At 66.5% G+C, this 16,299-nt stretch carries 13 protein-coding genes; 4 read left to right on the plus strand and 9 right to left on the minus strand.

What is annotated here, in order from left to right:
- Positions 1-11 precede the first annotated feature (11 nt).
- Both ACESLR_RS03545 and ACESLR_RS03550 read right to left on the minus strand, forming a co-directional pair.
- Complete coding sequence (locus ACESLR_RS03545) at positions 12-590, minus strand: Slp family lipoprotein (RefSeq protein ID WP_373023730.1); 579 nt, start codon at positions 588-590, stop codon at positions 12-14.
- 50 nt (positions 591-640) lie between these two features.
- Positions 641-1,537 (minus strand): HDOD domain-containing protein, encoded by an 897-nt coding sequence (locus ACESLR_RS03550; protein WP_373023731.1) that lies wholly within the window; start codon positions 1,535-1,537, stop codon positions 641-643.
- Positions 1,538-1,700: 163 nt separating this feature from the next.
- Here ACESLR_RS03550 and ACESLR_RS03555 point away from each other — a divergent pair, with 163 nt between their 5' ends.
- The gene (locus tag ACESLR_RS03555) at positions 1,701-2,498 is read left to right on the plus strand and encodes a dienelactone hydrolase family protein (RefSeq protein ID WP_373023732.1); all 798 of its coding nucleotides are present in this window, start codon (positions 1,701-1,703) and stop codon (positions 2,496-2,498) included.
- Positions 2,499-2,599: 101 nt separating this feature from the next.
- Here ACESLR_RS03555 and ACESLR_RS03560 read toward each other — a convergent pair whose 3' ends face one another.
- The 5 genes from ACESLR_RS03560 to metH form a co-directional block, all read right to left on the minus strand.
- Complete coding sequence (locus tag ACESLR_RS03560; RefSeq protein WP_373054170.1) at positions 2,600-3,982, minus strand: response regulator; 1,383 nt, start codon at positions 3,980-3,982, stop codon at positions 2,600-2,602.
- 201 nt (positions 3,983-4,183) lie between these two features.
- Positions 4,184-5,737, minus strand: a complete 1,554-nt coding sequence (locus tag ACESLR_RS03565; protein ID WP_373023734.1) for a GNAT family N-acetyltransferase — start codon at positions 5,735-5,737, stop codon at positions 4,184-4,186.
- Positions 5,738-5,794: 57 nt separating this feature from the next.
- On the minus strand, positions 5,795-6,118 hold the full coding sequence (locus ACESLR_RS03570; RefSeq protein WP_373023735.1) for a hypothetical protein: 324 nt from the start codon (positions 6,116-6,118) through the stop codon (positions 5,795-5,797).
- Positions 6,115-6,507 (minus strand): PH domain-containing protein, encoded by a 393-nt coding sequence (locus tag ACESLR_RS03575; RefSeq protein ID WP_373023736.1) that lies wholly within the window; start codon positions 6,505-6,507, stop codon positions 6,115-6,117. Before ACESLR_RS03575 ends, ACESLR_RS03570 begins: the two co-directional genes overlap by 4 nt.
- A gap of 157 nt (positions 6,508-6,664) precedes the next feature.
- Positions 6,665-10,456: a methionine synthase gene (gene metH / locus ACESLR_RS03580; RefSeq protein WP_373023737.1), complete on the minus strand. Its 3,792-nt coding sequence runs from the start codon at positions 10,454-10,456 to the stop codon at positions 6,665-6,667.
- A gap of 155 nt (positions 10,457-10,611) precedes the next feature.
- Here metH and ACESLR_RS03585 point away from each other — a divergent pair, with 155 nt between their 5' ends.
- Positions 10,612-11,346 carry an arginyltransferase gene (locus ACESLR_RS03585; RefSeq protein WP_373066651.1) on the plus strand — a complete coding sequence of 245 codons (735 nt, stop codon included), beginning with the start codon at positions 10,612-10,614 and terminating at the stop codon, positions 11,344-11,346.
- A 35-nt stretch (positions 11,347-11,381) separates the two neighbouring features.
- Here ACESLR_RS03585 and ACESLR_RS03590 read toward each other — a convergent pair whose 3' ends face one another.
- Positions 11,382-12,230 (minus strand): methyltransferase domain-containing protein, encoded by an 849-nt coding sequence (locus tag ACESLR_RS03590; RefSeq protein WP_373023739.1) that lies wholly within the window; start codon positions 12,228-12,230, stop codon positions 11,382-11,384.
- A complete protein-coding gene (locus ACESLR_RS03595; RefSeq protein ID WP_373023740.1) occupies positions 12,227-13,045 on the minus strand; it encodes a class I SAM-dependent methyltransferase in 819 nt (272 codons plus the stop codon). The genes ACESLR_RS03590 and ACESLR_RS03595 overlap by 4 nt, the downstream gene beginning before the upstream one ends.
- Before the next feature lie 493 nt (positions 13,046-13,538).
- Between ACESLR_RS03595 and purH the strand changes: the two genes are divergently transcribed.
- Both purH and purD read left to right on the plus strand, forming a co-directional pair.
- Positions 13,539-15,104 (plus strand): bifunctional phosphoribosylaminoimidazolecarboxamide formyltransferase/IMP cyclohydrolase, encoded by a 1,566-nt coding sequence (gene purH / locus ACESLR_RS03600; protein ID WP_373023741.1) that lies wholly within the window; start codon positions 13,539-13,541, stop codon positions 15,102-15,104.
- A 13-nt stretch (positions 15,105-15,117) separates the two neighbouring features.
- Positions 15,118-16,299, plus strand: a 1,182-nt coding sequence (gene purD, locus ACESLR_RS03605; protein WP_373066655.1) for a phosphoribosylamine--glycine ligase, incomplete at its 3' end; no start/stop codon positions are given.

Consider the following 16,299-nt stretch of genomic DNA (forward strand, 5'->3'; position numbering starts at 1 on the left):
TCGGGTCATGGTCACCAGTACCAGGGATGCGGGTGATAACGCCCATCGATCCCGTAGTGCGGGCCCCACGGACTGTAAAACGGGTCGTAAAAGGGATCGTAGAATGGATCGCGGTCGTGTCGCTCGGACGGCGGCGGCCGGCGGGGCCACAGGTACACGGCATCCGCCTGCAGGGTAACAAAGGTGTAGTCGTAGTCACCGATGGTGCCTTCCTCGGTCCCCTGGATGACGCCCCTTACGGTCACCTCGCGCCCCTCGGCGTAGATCTGTGGATCGAGAAAGCCACTGCTGACCGCCCGAAAACGTCCCGGCGAGCGGTCGGCCTCCTGCGGGCGGCCCTGGCGGTCCAGATCTCGGGCGACCACCTCCAACCGGGTGCCGCCGGAGGTGTTCTTGACGGCCGCAATCACTCCGCCCCAAACCACGGTCTCGCCCTTGACCGCATCCGGGTCGGCCAGCACCTGCTCGCGATCGGGGGCGGCGGCGGGCAACGGGGCCAGGGATGCCGGCACCCCGGCGCAGCCGGCCAGCAGGAGCATCACGCCGGCGGCGACCAGCACGCGCCCAAGCGGGGCCGGTGACGCGTTCATGCGCATGATTGTTAGGACCCTTGGGCCGGTCGCAGGTGCATGGCGCCGGTTCATGCTCGCGGCTCCCCTTCGTGCGCCGGGTCGCAGATGTCCTGTACCGCCAGCACCTCGTGCTGGGCCTCTTCCACGGCGGACAGCAGGACCTCCGGTGCCAGGTGCAGGGCCTCCCACACAGCCGGGTCCACGGGCGGGGCATCTGCCCAGTCGCGCGAATCGATCTCGGCCAGATGCGCACCGGTGTTTGCCAGGTGCACCAGCATCACCGCGGTACGGTGACCCTCCGACGCCTGCATCGGCTGGTGATGGCCCGACAGACAGTCGACCAGGAGCTCCGGCAACCCCCAGTGCGCCGCCAGGGCGCCACCCAGCTCCGCGTGATCGAAGCCCAGCTGGGCCCGTTCCGCACCCTGCGGGCTGAGACCGTCGCCCATATCCAGGCTGGAGAGGAACGCCCGGTGGGCCGAGTCCGGTGACTGCGAGAACAGAAGCAGCTTTCCGAGGTCATGCAACAGACCGGCCAGGAAGATACCGCTGGCCTGACGCGGCAGCACGCGCATCGCCAGTTGCCGCGCGATCACCGCGCAATAGGCGGAATGGCGCCAGAACACCTCCAGTGGCAGCCGTTCCTGGTCGGGTATGCTCGCCGTGGCACGGGTGATCGCGCTCGCCACCACCAGGCGCTGCAGAGCATCGCGACCCAGCATGGCGATCGCCCGGTCGACCGAGTCGATCGTACGCGCCGGGGCATAGGCGGGGCTGTTGGCAATGCGCAGGACCAGCGCCACCAGACCGGGGTCACGGCTCAGACTGGTGGCAATCCGCGTTGCCGTGGCGTCATCGTCCTCCAGCAAACGCGCGACCTCGAATACCACCTGCGGCATCGCCAGAAGCTTGTCGGCCGACTCGACCCGAGCCTCCAGGGAATCGTTGGCGGAACGTTCGGACATGGGTGGACCCTCTGGGGAATCAATGATCGGTGGACACGCTCGCGCGGGTACCCCGACGTCTCTACTGTAGCCCCTGTCCCGTTCGTTGTAACCCGGGCGGACGCGAACCATACTCGGGAGTCAGGGTCGATATAGAGTCGATCCGACGATCAGGAGGTGTTCGATGTTCGCCAAACCCGCATTTGCCCCGCTGGCCGTTCTGCTCGGCGCCCTGCTGCCCGGCCTGGCCCTCGCCGACATCCAGACCGAGGAAGTCACCTACGACCACGACGGTGACGAGATGACCGGCTATCTGGCCCATCCCGAAGGCGACGGCCCGCACCCGGCGGTCCTGGTCATCCACGAATGGTGGGGCCACAACGACTACGCCCGCGACCGCGCCGAGCAGCTGGCCCGCGAGGGCTACACGGCCTTCGCCCTGGACATGTACGGCAGCGGCAAGCGCGCCGACCACCCCTCCACCGCCGGCGAGTTCGCTGGGGAGATTCGCGAAAACCGCGACCTGATGCTGGGCCGTTTCCAGGCCGCCTACGACTGGCTGCGGGCGCATGAGACCACCGGCGACAGCGCCCCCTCGGCAGTGGGATACTGCTTCGGCGGCACGGTAGCCCTGGAGGCCGCGCGCGCCGGCTTGGACCTGAACGTGGCCGCCAGCTTCCACGGCGGCCTGGGCACCGAGCACCCGGCCGAGGCGGGCGAGGTAAAGGCCGAACTGCTGTCGTTCACCGGCACCGCAGACCCCATGGTCCCGCCGGAACAGGTCGCCGGCTTCCACGAGGAGATGCAGGACGCTGAGGCCCGCTACACGGTGGTTGAATTCTCCGGCGTGAAGCACAGCTTCACCAACCCGGGGGCCGATGCCATTGCCGAGGAATTCGGGATGCCGGTCGGCTATGACGAACGCGCCGACCATGACTCCTGGAACCACTTGCTGAGCGTGCTGCGCGACCGGCACGAGTAGCCATTTTCCCGGCGAAGCGATTGATGCGCCCCGCCGCGGGCACCCGGCATGCCGGGTGCCCGCCCTTCTGAACCGCGCCAACCGCCGCGCGGCCTACGGCCTCAGTAGCCCCGCAAGTAGATCGCAATTCCCAGCGCCACGATCACCGCCAGCACCCCGACAAATGCCACCCGGAACCAGCGCCGGCGTCCCAGGCGCACGGGCCGGTCGTACCGACTATCCTGGTGCGGGGCACGCAGGCGGTCCTCCGGCTCCGCCTTGACCGAATCCGCCGAAGCGGGCTCGCTCAAGGGTTCCGCGGCCGCCGTGGTGCTGTGGCCGGTCAGGGCATGCTCGAGGTCGCGGATGCGGCCACGCAGATCCTGGTTACGCTGCAGCGACTCGGCGAGTTCCTTCTCGCGCGCGACCAGGCGCTCGCCGAGTTCGGCGGCCGACTCGCCACTGTCGGCGCAGCGCTGCTCCGCCTCAGCCCGGGCCTTCTCGGCGGCCGCCGCGCGCTCGCACTGCTGATTGCGCTCGCTGCGCAGGCGCTGGGCCTCGTCCCGGGCCTCCCTCAACTCTTTCTGCACCGCCTCGCGCTGGCGTTCCAGCTCGACCAGTTCGTGGTCCAGGCGAACGTTCTCGCCCTCCAGCTCGCGCACTCGGCTGCGCAGCGAATCCAGCTCATCGCTGGACTCCCCCGGTGTCTCACCCTCCTCCGTCTCCAGTTCCGCCACTCGCGCCCGCAGGGTGGCAAGCTCCGCCTCGCGGCCTTCGGCCTGCTCGCTCGCCGCCACAGCCTCTTCGTCACGGGCCCGCGCCTCGGCCAGGGCCGTCTCGGTCTCTTCCAGGCGGGCCTGCAAGGTCTCGATCTCGCGATCGCGCTCCTCCGCCCGCTGGAACGCGGCCGTGGATTCGTCGCGGGCCTCGCCCAGGGCATTGCGCAGGCGCTCCAGCTCCTTCTGCGCCTCGCGTTCGTTGGACGATTGCTGGCGCAGCATCAGCTCGCGCCGCAGGCGTTCGACCTCGTCGCGCAGTGCCTGGGTCTCGGCGGGATCGGCTGCGGCCCCTGCCGGCTCGGGCCCGGCGACCTCGGGCTCCGAGGGTGACGGCAGGAGCTCGGCCACCACCTCGCGCACGCGGGTGGGCACGAAGGGCTTCATCAGGACGGCATTGGCACCCAGCGAACGCCACTCGTCGCTGGCAGCCTCGTCGCTCTCCTGGCCGGTCACGATCACCACCGGCAGGTCGGCGGGAACGTCGTCGATACCGTCCCGAATGCGCAGCAACAGGTCCTGGCCATCAATGCCCGGCATGGACAGGTCGGTCAGGACCAGTCCGATATCCGGATACTGCTGCAGCAGTTCCAGGGCCTGCTCGCCATCAGCGGCCTCATAGACCGTGTTCTGCCCCTGCAGGATGCGCTGCAACGCGACCCGGATGACCTTGGAGTCATCCACCACGAGGATCGCGGCGCGTTGCGGGTCCGGCATCTGGTCGCTCATTGTTTCCCCCTGACTGGCATACGCCCGCCTGGCGGCGGTTCGGCCCCGGCCACGGCGGACATGCCGCGAGCGAGGTTCCCTGTACCGGCAAGACTAAGGGCCCCGGCGGCCGGATGCCAGTGGCGGCCTCCGGGCAACCGGAACCCGTTCACGTTTTCCGGGCACACGGTGCCCATGCATAGGGCCAACGCCCGGGGAACCCTACACCGGCTTGGACTTCCACTGGACCGAGTAGAGGTCGCGTCGGCGGTCGCGCAGGTTGCGCACCGAACCGTGGTTGCGCAGTTCCTTCAGGTTGTCGAGGTCGAGGTCCACGATCAGGGTCATCTCGGTGTTGGGGGTCGCCTCCGCGGCCACCGCATCATGCGGGAAAGCGAAGTCCGACGGGGTAAACACCGCAGCCTGGGAATACTGCATGTCCATGTTCTCGACCTTGGGCAGGTTGCCCACCGAGCCGGACATGACCACGTAGCACTCGTTCTCGATGGCCCGGGCCTGGGCACAGCGCCGTACCCGGAGATAGGCATTCTTGGTGTCGGTCCAGTAGGGCACAAACAGGATCTGCAGGCCGTGATCGGCCATCACCCGCGGCAGCTCGGGGAACTCCACGTCGTAGCAAATCAGGATTCCGATCTTGCCGAAGTCGGTATCGAAGACATGCACCTCGTCGCCGCCCTGCAGGCCCCAGTAGGACACCTCGTCGGGGGTCACGTGGATCTTGTACTGGCGATCCCAGGTCCCGTCACGGCGGCACAGGTACGAGACATTGCGCAGCACGTCGTCGGTGTACTCGGGCATCGAGCCGGCCACGATATTGATGTTGTAGGCCAGCGCCAGGCGCACCATCTCCTCGCGGACCGCCTCGGTATATTCGGCCAGGCGGCGTACGGCCTCGGCCGGGTAGTCCTGGTTGAACGCGCCCATCAACGGGCCGTTGAAGAACTCCGGGAACAGTACGCAATCCGAGCGGTAACCGGAGACGGCGTCCACGAAGTACTCGACCTGCTGGAACAGGGCATCCAGATCCACCGTCGGACGCATCTGCCACTGGACCACGCCGATGCGGACATCCGAGCGACTGCCGCCGATCAGCTTCTCCTTCTCCTCGTAGTAGATGTTCAACCACTCGATCAGGGTCGCGTAGGCCCCGGACTTCTCGTCGTCCGGCAGGTAGTTGGTGATGATCTTCCGGACGTGGAAATCGTTCGCCAGCTGGAACGTCAGGATCGGGTCGGTGATCTCGTGGTTCTTCACCCGGCGTACGTACTGCTGCGGCGTCAGCTCGTCACGGTACTGTTCGTAACCGGGGATGCGCCCGCCGGCGACGATCGCCCGGAGGTTCAGTTTCTCGCACAGCTCCTTGCGCGCGTCGTACAGGCGCCGCCCCAGGCGCAGCCCCCGGTAGTCCGGGTGGACGAAGATGTCGACTCCGTAGAGCGTGTCGCCGTCCGGGTCGTGGGTGGTCAGGAAGCCGTTGCCGGTGATCTGCCAGTAGTTGTGGTGATCGCCGAAGCGCTTGTACTCGACGATCAGGCTGATGGCGGCGGCGACCACCTTGCCGTTGTCCTCGATGCAGATCTGCCCCTCGGGGAAGCGCATCACCTGGGAACGGAACTGCGCCTCGCTCCAGGCACCGTCGAGGTCGTGGTAGACCCGCTCCATGATCTCGCGGATGTCCTCGTAGTCCTCGATCCGTGTCGGGCGCAGGGTCAGGTGATGCTGGGGGTTCGCTTCGTTGTCCGCGTCGGTGGTCACGCTGGGGGCTCCGGGGCTTGTCGGGGACGGGAAGGATGCACGGCGAACGGGCCCGGATCAAAAGATCCAGGCCAGCATCAGCCAGAAGAAGACGAAGAACAGGAAGAAACCGGGGATCATGAACTGCAACTCCCCGATCAGACCCTCGCCGGCGGCCAGGGCAAAGACGATCGAGACCAGCACCGAGACGATGGCCGCCACCAGCGCCGCGTTCTTCAGGCCCATGCCGTCATCGAACGTCAGCGCGACCCAGTCCGACAGCCCCGGGAGGGACACGGCCGCCGCCAGCACCAGCAGGGCGACGAGCAGGGCCACAAGCGCCGAGGTGCCGAGCAGGATACGCAGCGCCAGGCGGCTGTCGCGGCGGTCGGAGCGGCTCATGCCACGGCCTCGCGGCGCCCCCGCACGTATTCGCGTACGCGGTGGGGGTCCGGGATGCCGGTAACCCGGAATTCCGGGTTGTCCCCGGTGGTGTACACCGCGATGCGGCCAACACGGAAGATCCGGTCGAAAAAGCTCTGGTCCACCTTCACCGTGCGGATCTGGCCAATATCGAGGTCCACGTGCGACTTCGACAACAGGCCGCGTTCGAGATGTACCTGGTCGGCGTCGATGCGCAGGCGCACCGACCGGGTCTGCAGATACCACCACAGCAGGATCAGCAGGCCCAGGCCGAAGGCCGGGATCAGCACCAGGCTCAGGAGGAAGCCGAACGGATGATTGCGGAACATCGCCGGTCGAGCGTCGATCGCGGGTTCACGGGCGGACATGCACGGACTCCGGTTGGGGCCAAGCCCATCCGAAAGGGGACGGACGCGCCCAGTGTGGCGCGGTACCCCAAACAAAGCGAGCCCGGCACGGGGCGGGGCTCGCAGTTTGCCGGGTCGGTGCCGGTCACCCGGCCCGCCCGGAGGCAGGATCGCGGACCTACGCGGTCCGGGCCTCGCGCTCGGCCTTGGCTTCCGCCTTGGCCTCGTCGCTGTCGTCGTAGCCGATGTTCGGCGCGAGCCAGCGCTCGGCCTCCTCGAACGACATGCCCTTGCGCTTGGCGTAGTCCTCGACCTGGTCGCGGTTGACCTTGCCGAGACCGAAGTAGCGCGACTCCGGATGCGCGAAGTACCAGCCGGACACGGCCGAGACCGGCAACATGGCGTAGCTCTCGGTGAGCGTCATGTCGGCGTTCTCTTCCGGCTGCAGGAGCTCCCACAGGGTGGACTTCTCGGTGTGCTCCGGGCAGGCCGGGTAGCCCGGCGCCGGACGGATACCCTGGTACTTCTCCTCGATCAGGTCCTCGTTGGCCAGCGACTCGTCCGGCACATAGCCCCAGTACTCGCGGCGCACATGCTGGTGCATGCACTCGGCGAAGGCCTCGGCCAAGCGATCGGCCAGGCTCTTCACGAGGATGGCGTGGTAGTCGTCGTTGGCCTTCTCGTATTCCCTGGCCTTGGCGTCGACATCGCCGCCGGCGCTGACCGCGAAGGCCCCGATATAGTCCGGGCCGCCGGCTTCCCTGGGCATCACGAAGTCGGCCAGGGAATGGCTCGGCTGGCCGCGACGCTTCTCGGTCTGCTGACGCAGGTGGTGCAGTCTCTTCAGCACCTTGGAGCGGCTGTCGTCCGTGTACACCTCGATGTCGTCGTCATCGACGGTGTTCGCCGGGAAGAAGCCAACCACGCCGCGCAGGGTGACCCACTTCTCGTCGATCATCCGCTTCAGCATGTCCTGGGCGTCCTTGAACAGCTTGCGCGCCTCTTCGCCGACCTTCTCGTCATCCAGGATGCGCGGGTAGGCGGCGTGCAGCTGCCAGGAGTGGAAGAACGGCGTCCAGTCGATATACTCGGCGACCTCGTTCAGATCGTAGTCGTCGAAGCGCAGCAGCACGGAGCCATCGCCATGCGGGTGCAGCACCTTGGGCTGGCCCGGCAGGTCCTCGGTCTCCAGCGCCTTCGGCTTCGGCGGCGTGTAATCGGACCAGTCGATCTGCGGCTTGTTGGCGCGCGCCTTCTCGAGGGTGACCCACTGAGTCTTCTTCTTGCGCCCGGCGTTCTGTACGCGCAGCTTTTCGTATTCCTCGCGGATCTCGGCGGCGTAGTTCTCGCGCAGTTCGGGACTGATCAGGCTCTGGGCCACGCCCACGGCGCGCGAGGCGTCCTTCACCCAGACCACCGGACCGGAGTAGTTCGGCTCGATCTTCACCGCCGTGTGGGCGCGCGAGGTGGTCGCGCCGCCGATCATCAGCGGGGTCGTCATGCCTTCGCGTTCGAGGTCGGCGGCGAAGTTCGCCATCTCCTCCAGCGAGGGCGTGATCAGGCCGGACAGGCCGATGACGTCGACGTCATGCTCCTTGGCCGCCTTCAGGATATCGGCACCGGGCTGCATCACGCCGATGTCGATGACCTCGAAGTTGTTGCACTGCAGGACCACGCCCACGATGTTCTTGCCGATGTCGTGGACGTCGCCCTTCACCGTGGCCATCAGGATCTTGCCGTTATTCTCGGTGCCGGTCTTCTCGGCTTCGATGTACGGGATCAGGTGCGCCACGGCCTTCTTCATCACGCGCGCGGACTTGACCACCTGCGGCAGGAACATCTTGCCCTCGCCGAACAGGTCGCCGACCACGTTCATGCCGTCCATCAGCGGCCCCTCGATCACCTGGATCGGACGGTCATAGGCCTGGCGGGCCTCTTCGGTGTCGTCTACCACGTAGGTGTCGATGCCCTTGACCAGGGAGTGCTCGAGGCGCTTGGAGACCTCCCATTCGCGCCACTCGAGATTCTCTTCCTTCTTGCCGCCGCCCTGGCCCTTGTATTCCTCGGACAGCTCGAGCAAACGGTCAGTGGCGTCGTCGCGGCGGTTCAGGACCACGTCCTCGACCGCTTCCTTCAGCTTCTCGTCGATATCGTCGTAGACCGCCAGCTGACCGGCGTTGACGATCCCCATGTCCATGCCCGCCTTGATGGCGTGGTACAGGAACACCGCGTGGATCGCCTCGCGTACCGGCTCATTGCCACGGAACGAGAACGACACGTTGGACACGCCACCGGAGATCAGCGCATGCGGCAGGTCATTCTTGATGCGACGGGTGGCCTCGATGAAGTCCACGCCGTAGTTGTTGTGCTCCTCGATGCCGGTCGCGACCGCGAAGATGTTCGGGTCGAAGATGATGTCCTCGGCCGGGAAGCCGACCTTCTCGGTCAGCAGCTTGTAGGCCCGGGTGCAGATCTCGACACGACGCTGTTCGTCATCCGCCTGGCCATCCTCGTCGAAGGCCATGACCACGATCGCGGCGCCGTAGCGGCGGCACAGCTGGGCCTGCTTGATGAAGTTTTCCTCGCCCTCCTTCATGGAGATCGAGTTGACCACCGGCTTGCCCTGGACGCACTTCAGGCCCGCCTCGATGATCTCGAACTTGGAGGAGTCGATCATCACCGGGACGCGGGCGATGTCGGGCTCGCCGGCCAGCAGGTTGAGGAAGCGGACCATCGCCTCCTGCGACTCCAGCATGCCCTCGTCCATGTTGATGTCGATAATCTGGGCACCGCCCTCGACCTGGTTCAGCGCGACTTCCAGCGCAACGTCGAATTCCTCGTTCTGGATCAGGCGCAGGAACTTGCGCGAACCGGTCACGTTGGTGCGCTCGCCGACGTTCACGAACAGGGAATCGTCGGTGATGTTGCACGGTTCCAGACCGGACAGGCGGCAGGCCGGCTCGACCTCCGGCACCTTGCGCGGGGCGTGTTTCTCGACCGCTTCGCGCATGGCCCGGATGTGTTCCGGCAGCGTGCCGCAGCAGCCACCAATGATGTTCACCAGACCCGATTCGGCCCAGGGGCCAACGTCCTCGGCCATCTGCTCCGGACTCTCGTCATAGTCACCGAACTCGTTCGGCAGACCGGCGTTGGGGTGCGCGGAGACGAAGGTATCGGCAATGCGCGACAGTTCCGCCACGTACTGGCGCATTTCCTTCGCGCCCAGTGCACAGTTCAGGCCGATGGACACCGGGTTGGCATGACGCACGGAATTCCAGAACGCCTCGGTGGTCTGGCCGGACAGGGTGCGTCCGGAGGCATCGGTGATGGTGCCGGAGATCATGATCGGGAGTTCCTTCCCGAGCTCGTCCTCCAGCGTCTTCACCGCGAAGATCGCGGCCTTGGCGTTCAGGGTGTCGAACACGGTCTCGATCAGGAGCAAATCCACGCCGCCCTCGACCAGGGCCTCGGCCGCTTCCTTGTAGGACTCGACCAGGGTGTCGAAATCGACGTTGCGCGCGCCGGGATCGTTCACGTCCGGTGAGATCGACGCGGTGCGGTTGGTCGGACCGAGGATGCCGGCCACGTAGCGCGGTTTGTCCGGGGTCTTCTCGGTCCAGGCATCGGCCGCCTTGCGCGCGAGCTTCGCGGATTCGCGGTTCAGCTCGGGGACCAGGTCCTCCATGTGGTAGTCCGCCATCGCGATGCGGGTGCCATTGAAGGTGTTGGCCTCAATGATGTCGGCACCGGCCTCGAGGTAATCGTTGTGGATCTGCTCGATGATGTCCGGACGCGTGAGGGACAACAGGTCGTTGTTGCCCTTCAGGTCGGATTCCCAGTCCTTGAAACGCTCGCCGCGGTAGTCGGCCTCCTCCAGCTTGTACAGCTGGATGGTGGTACCCATACCGCCGTCCAGGATCAGGATGCGCTCTTTCAGCGCGTTCTCGATGTCTTTGCGTGTTGCCGTCATGTGCCGTACACCATTGGTTTCGAATGGGATAAGTGTACACGCCGGGGATCCGTCCCGGGCGTGGAGCCCACCCTGGTGGCAGGCTCTTTCGTGTCTCGTGGCGACCCCGGATCCGGCCTGGTTGCGCCCGTGAACAGAGATGTCACGATAGCGCCATGCAGGAAAATCCGATCCGCTGGTTCATCACCGCCCCGCAGGCCTGCCCCTATCTGGACGACCGCGAGATGCAGAGTCTCCTGGTCGACCCCGCGGTCAGCCTGGGCGGCGCACGCTTCGGCCAGCTACTGGCCGAGGGCTTTCGCCGTAGTGGCCAGTTTGTCTATCGGCATCACTGCCCCGAGTGCACCGCCTGCGTGCCGGTGCGCATCCCGGTGGCGCATTTCCGGCCGAACCGCAGCCAGCGCCGCTGCCTGAATCGTAACCACGATCTCGCGGTTGCCATCCGGCGCCCGCCGGAGCAGCCCGGGACAGGGCCCGCCGCCGATCTTGACGAGCACATGCCGTTGTTTTCCCGCTACCAGGCCAGCCGCCACGCGGGCGGCGGCATGGAGCAGATGGGGCACGAGGAATACGCGGGGATGCTGGCCCACCGCAACGGTCCGGTGGATCTGATCGAATTCCGCCAGGCCGGTACGCTGGTGGCGGTCGCCGTCACCGACCGCACCCCGCAGGGGCTGTCGGCGATGTACAGCTTCTTCGATCCGGACCAGCCGCACCGCGGTCTGGGCACCCTCGCGATCCTGACCCAGGTGGCGCATGCAAGCCGACTGGATCTGCCCCATGTCTACCTCGGCTACTGGATCGACCAGGCGCCGAAGATGGAATACAAGACCCGCTTCCAACCGCTCGAAGGCCGCGTGGACGGGGTCTGGAGGCGGCTGCCCGCCTGACGGCGACCAGCCCCTCGGGGTCCCCCGCGCGCGGCCTAGCGAGCCGGCTTGCGGAAGCGGAAGATGCCCCAGGTCAGGTAGCCCGAGTTGCCGCCGTCGACCCAGTGCTGCAGGCCCTGCTTCATCCGGTCGATATAGTCCTGCGAGATGTAGTGCTTCAACTCGTCCTCGCGGGACTCGAGCTCCTGCTTCACGCGGCCGTAGTGGGTCGCGATCTGACTGGAGTGCTCCTCGAAACCAACCTCTTTCAGGCCCGCCGCCTGCGCGGCCTCGCGGTACAGCGACGGGCTCGCCAGCGAATCCAGATGGATGCGGGCCAGGATCGGATCCAGTACCCCGTCCGGGCAGTCGTCGGTCTGCATCGGATCGGTGAAAATCAGCCAGCCACCCGGCTTCAGCAAACGCGCGGCCTCCTGGATCACCTTCTTCTTGTCCTCGTTCTGGCTGTGCAGGAAGGAGTCCTCCGACCAGACAACGTCATAGGACGCGTCGGGCTCGTCGACCTTCTCGAAGCTGCCGTCGACCACGGTGATCTTGTGATCCAGGTGGCGCGCCTTGTTGATCTCGCGGTCGCGCTCGTTCTCCTTCTCGGACAGGTTCAGCGCGGTGACGTCGCAACCGTAGTTCTCCACCAGGTAACGGGCGACACCGCCGTAACCAGCACCCATGTCGAGCACACGCCATTCCGGCTGCGGCTCGCCCAGCAGGTCGGACATGTGGGCGACGGTGCGCCGGCTGGCGTCACCGATCGGCTCGTCCTTGTACTCGTACAGCCCGATATGGAGGTCTTCGCCACCCCACACCATCTTGTAGAAGGTGTCGGCATCCTTGCTGTTGTAGTAGTCGCGAGCGGTCTCGACTACATCGGAGTAGTTCTCGCTCATCGTTCCTCGCCCTCGATATAACGCTTGTCGGCCACGTGGATGAAGAAGTCGGGATCGGTCTCGCGGTAGGTCTCCTGGAAGTCCCCGTAGGTCTCGATATGCTGGAAACCGACCTCGCGCATCAGGCGGCGGACATAGGCCTTGCGCAGCGGGAACATGTTCAGGAAGTACTCGGAGCCATCCGGGAACTTGTACTGGAAGCGCGCCAGGCCTTCGTCGACGTGGGCCGGCTGCACCTGGACGTCGTCACCGCAGTAGTAGTAGGTGTGCTTGGACGAGTAGCCATGGTCCATGATGGTGTCGTAGTTGCGCTGGTCAAGGATCAGCACGCCATCGTGGTTCAGGGCAGAGTAGAACTCGGCCAGGGCCTTGCGGCGGTCGTGTTCATTGAACAGGTGGGTAAACGAGTTGCCCAGGCAGACCACGGCGTCGTAGCGACCGTAGATGTCGCGGTTCAGCATGCGCCAGTCGGCCTGCACGGTGCGCAGGATGTGCCCGCGCTTGCGACCGTTCTCGAAAGCCTTGACGAGCATCTCCGGTGCGCCGTCGGCGGTCACCACGTCGAAACCGGCCTCGAGGAGTTGCACGGAATGGAAACCGGTACCGGCAGCCACGTCCAGCACGCGCTTGGCGCCGCGCTTCTTCAGTTCCTCGATGAAGAAGGTGCCTTCACTCTTGGCACGGTTGTCCCAGTCGATCAGGTCATCCCACTTGTCGACGAAGCCGGTGGTGTACTCGTTGAGGTAGTTCTCGGTATCGCGACGTTCAGTCGGCTTGTCACCGAAGTCCTGATCATTCTTGATGTTCGCTGCCATGCTGGTTCCTCTTGGCTTTTGCTGCTGTTGTAAGCGTGAACGGACGGGCCCGGGGCCGATCCGTCGGCACAACACCCCGCAAACGCAGTGAACCGCGACCCCCGCATTCCTCGGCGGTCTCGCCAGCAGCCCGATCGCGCCAGGCGATGGTCACCTGGTGTTCGGGTATCAATGCGCCCGGTGCGTTGTTCGCAGCACCCGGCACCGGCCTGGCCGGTTCATCCTGCACATCCGGAGGGCTCTTCATTACCCGGATGCCGAGCCGTGGTCTGGCGGGCCCATCCCGCCTGGCTCGGGGATCGCTTGCGGCGCCGCGCGCTGCGTCTGAACGCGGGCGTTGTGTCCGAAATCGTTTTTATACCCTGAAGGTTTTGCGCAAAAATTACAAGTTGAGGCCCGCCCCGCCGGCTCCGGCCCGGCACCTTTCGAGGCCCGTCCATCCGCGCCGCGCGTTCGATATAATGGCGCTTTTGACCCGATTCCGAGGCCCCGCATGACCCCCAGCCGTCCCATCCAGCGTGCCCTTTTGTCGGTCTCCGAGAAGACCGGCGTCGTGGAGCTCGCCCGCGCCTTGCACGAGCGCGGCGTCGAGCTTCTGTCCACCGGCGGGACTGCCCGCCTGCTGGCCGAGCACAACCTTCCGGTCACCGAGGTTTCCACGCACACGGGCTTCCCCGAGATCATGGACGGCCGGGTCAAGACCCTGCATCCGCGCATCCATGGCGGGCTGCTGGGCCGGCGCGACATCGACTCCGCGGTGATGGCCGAGCAGGACATCCCGCCGATCGACCTGCTGGTGGTCAACCTCTATCCGTTCGAGGCGACGGTGGCCCGTCCCGGCTGCAGCCTGGAGGACGCCATCGAGAACATCGACATCGGCGGCCCGGCCATGCTGCGCGCGGCGGCGAAGAACTATCGTGACGTGGCCGTGGCCACCAGCCCCGACCAGTACAGCGAGATCGCGGCGGCCATCGGCGACCAGGGCGAGGTCCCGCAGTCGCTGCGCTTCCGTCTGGCGGTGGCGGCCTTCGATCACGTGGCGCGCTACGATGCCGCGATCAGCAACTACCTGTCGGGCCTGGACGAGGACGGCGAGACGGCGCCCTTCCCCGGGCAACTGAACGCCACGTTCGAGCGGGTGGAGACCCTGCGCTACGGCGAGAACCCGCACCAGCGCGCCGCGTTCTACCGCGATCCGCAGCCCACCCCCGGCACTCTGGCCAGCTACCGTCAGCATCAGGGCAAGTCGCTGTCCTACAACAACCTGGCGGATGCCGATGCCGCCTGGGAGTGCGTGCGCCAGTTCGAGGCCGGGGCCTGCGTGATCGTCAAGCACGCCAACCCCTGCGGCGTGGCCGTCGCCCCGACCCAGCTGATGGCCTACGAACGCGCCTTCCAGACCGACCCGACCTCGGCCTTCGGCGGCATCATTGCCTTCAACCGCCCGCTGGACGGTGACACCGCACACGCGATCGTCAGCCGCCAGTTCGTCGAGGTGGTGATCGCCCCCGAGATCACCCCGGGTGCACTGCGCGCCCTGGCCACCAAGAAGAATGTTCGCGTGCTGGAGATCCCGCCGGCAGGTGTCGGTCCCGGCCTCGACTACAAGCGCATCGGCGGCGGGCTCCTGGTGCAGGATGCGGACCGCGGCGGCCTGGCGGACGTGGAACTGAAGACCGTGACCGCCCGCGCGCCATCCGAACAGGAGATGAAGGACCTCTGCTTCGCCTGGCAGGTGGGCAAGTACGTGAAGTCCAACGCCATCGTCTATGCCCGCGACGAGCAGACCATCGGGGTCGGAGCCGGCCAGATGAGCCGCGTGTACTCCGCCCGCATCGCCGGCATCAAGGCCGCCGACGAGGGCCTGCAGGTGGCCGGCTCGGTGATGGCCTCGGATGCCTTCTTCCCGTTCCGTGACGGCATCGACGCCGCCGCCGAGGCCGGCATCACCGCGGTGATCCAGCCGGGCGGCTCGATGCGCGACCAGGAGGTCATCGACGCGGCCAACGAGCACGACATCGCCATGCTGTTCACCGGCATGCGCCACTTCCGCCACTGATCCGGGGCATTCCATGAACGTACTGGTAATCGGCAACGGCGGACGCGAGCACGCGCTGGCCTGGAAGCTGGCGCAATCGCCGCGCATCGAACGCGTCCTGGTAGCCCCCGGCAACGCGGGCACCGCGGGCGAGGCGAAATGCGAGAACGTCGATATCGGCGTGACCGACATCGACGCCCTGCTGGCCCTGGCCGAATGCGAGGCGATCGACTTTACCGTGGTCGGGCCCGAGGCCCCGCTGGTGGCCGGCGTGGTGGATGCTTTCCACGCCGCGGGCCGGCGCTGCTTCGGCCCCTCTGCCCGGGCCGCACAGCTGGAGGGCTCGAAGTCCTTCGCCAAGGACTTCATGCAGCGCCACGGCATCCCGACCGCCGCCTACGGAAGCTTCGAGGACGAAACGGCGGCGCTGGAATTCATCGCCGCCCACGGCGCGCCCATCGTGGTCAAGGCCGACGGTCTCGCCGCCGGCAAGGGCGTGATCCTCGCGCAGACGGAGGATGAGGCACGCGCCGCGGTGCACGACATGCTGGCCGGTAACGCGTTTGGCGCGGCCGGCAACCGGGTCGTGATCGAGGAATTCCTGACCGGGGAAGAGGCCAGCTTCATCTGCATGGTGGACGGCGAGCACGTACTGGCCCTGGCCTCCTCGCAGGACCACAAGGCGCGTGACAACGGTGATCAGGGCCCCAATACCGGCGGCATGGGTGCCTACTCCCCGGCCCCGGTGGTGACCGACCACCTCCACGAGCGCATCCTGCACGAAGTCATCGAGCCGACCGTGCGGGGCATGGCTGCGGACGGCGAACGCTATACCGGCTTTCTCTATGCCGGCGTGATGATCGACGCCGGGGGCAATCCGAAGGTACTGGAGTTCAACTGCCGCTTCGGCGACCCGGAGACCCAGCCGATCCTGAGCCGCCTGGACTCCGACCTCGCCGAGCTGGTGGAGGCCGCGTTCGACGGCCGCCTCGACAAAGCCGGGGCAGAATGGGACCCCCGGGTCGCCCTGGGCGTGGTCCTGGCCGCCGGGGGCTACCCCGGCGACTACCGCAAGGGCGACGTCATCAGCGGCCTGGAGGCCGTCGAGGCAATTCCTGACGCCCGCGTGTTCCATGCGGGGACCGCCACCGATGCCGATGGACACATCGTGACCGCCGGCGGCCGTGTGCTCTGCGTCGTCGGTCTCGGCGAGGAC

It is taken from the genome of Thioalkalivibrio sp. (assembly GCF_041685615.1).
Lineage (GTDB): Bacteria > Pseudomonadota > Gammaproteobacteria > Ectothiorhodospirales > Ectothiorhodospiraceae > Thioalkalivibrio.

Bases quoted from the DNA above. Each gene is read 5' to 3' on its own strand.
- ACESLR_RS03545 (WP_373023730.1), bottom strand. From the start codon at position 590: ATGAACGCGTCACCGGCCCCGCTTGGGCGCGTGCTGGTCGCCGCCGGC.
- ACESLR_RS03550 (WP_373023731.1), bottom strand. From the start codon at position 1,537: ATGTCCGAACGTTCCGCCAACGATTCCCTGGAGGCTCGGGTCGAGTCG.
- ACESLR_RS03555 (WP_373023732.1), top strand. From the start codon at position 1,701: ATGTTCGCCAAACCCGCATTTGCCCCGCTGGCCGTTCTGCTCGGCGCC.
- ACESLR_RS03560 (WP_373054170.1), bottom strand. From the start codon at position 3,982: ATGAGCGACCAGATGCCGGACCCGCAACGCGCCGCGATCCTCGTGGTG.
- ACESLR_RS03570 (WP_373023735.1), bottom strand. From the start codon at position 6,118: ATGAGCCGCTCCGACCGCCGCGACAGCCGCCTGGCGCTGCGTATCCTG.
- ACESLR_RS03575 (WP_373023736.1), bottom strand. From the start codon at position 6,507: ATGTCCGCCCGTGAACCCGCGATCGACGCTCGACCGGCGATGTTCCGC.
- metH (WP_373023737.1), bottom strand. From the start codon at position 10,456: ATGACGGCAACACGCAAAGACATCGAGAACGCGCTGAAAGAGCGCATC.
- ACESLR_RS03585 (WP_373066651.1), top strand. From the start codon at position 10,612: ATGCAGGAAAATCCGATCCGCTGGTTCATCACCGCCCCGCAGGCCTGC.
- ACESLR_RS03590 (WP_373023739.1), bottom strand. From the start codon at position 12,230: ATGAGCGAGAACTACTCCGATGTAGTCGAGACCGCTCGCGACTACTAC.
- ACESLR_RS03595 (WP_373023740.1), bottom strand. From the start codon at position 13,045: ATGGCAGCGAACATCAAGAATGATCAGGACTTCGGTGACAAGCCGACT.
- purH (WP_373023741.1), top strand. From the start codon at position 13,539: ATGACCCCCAGCCGTCCCATCCAGCGTGCCCTTTTGTCGGTCTCCGAG.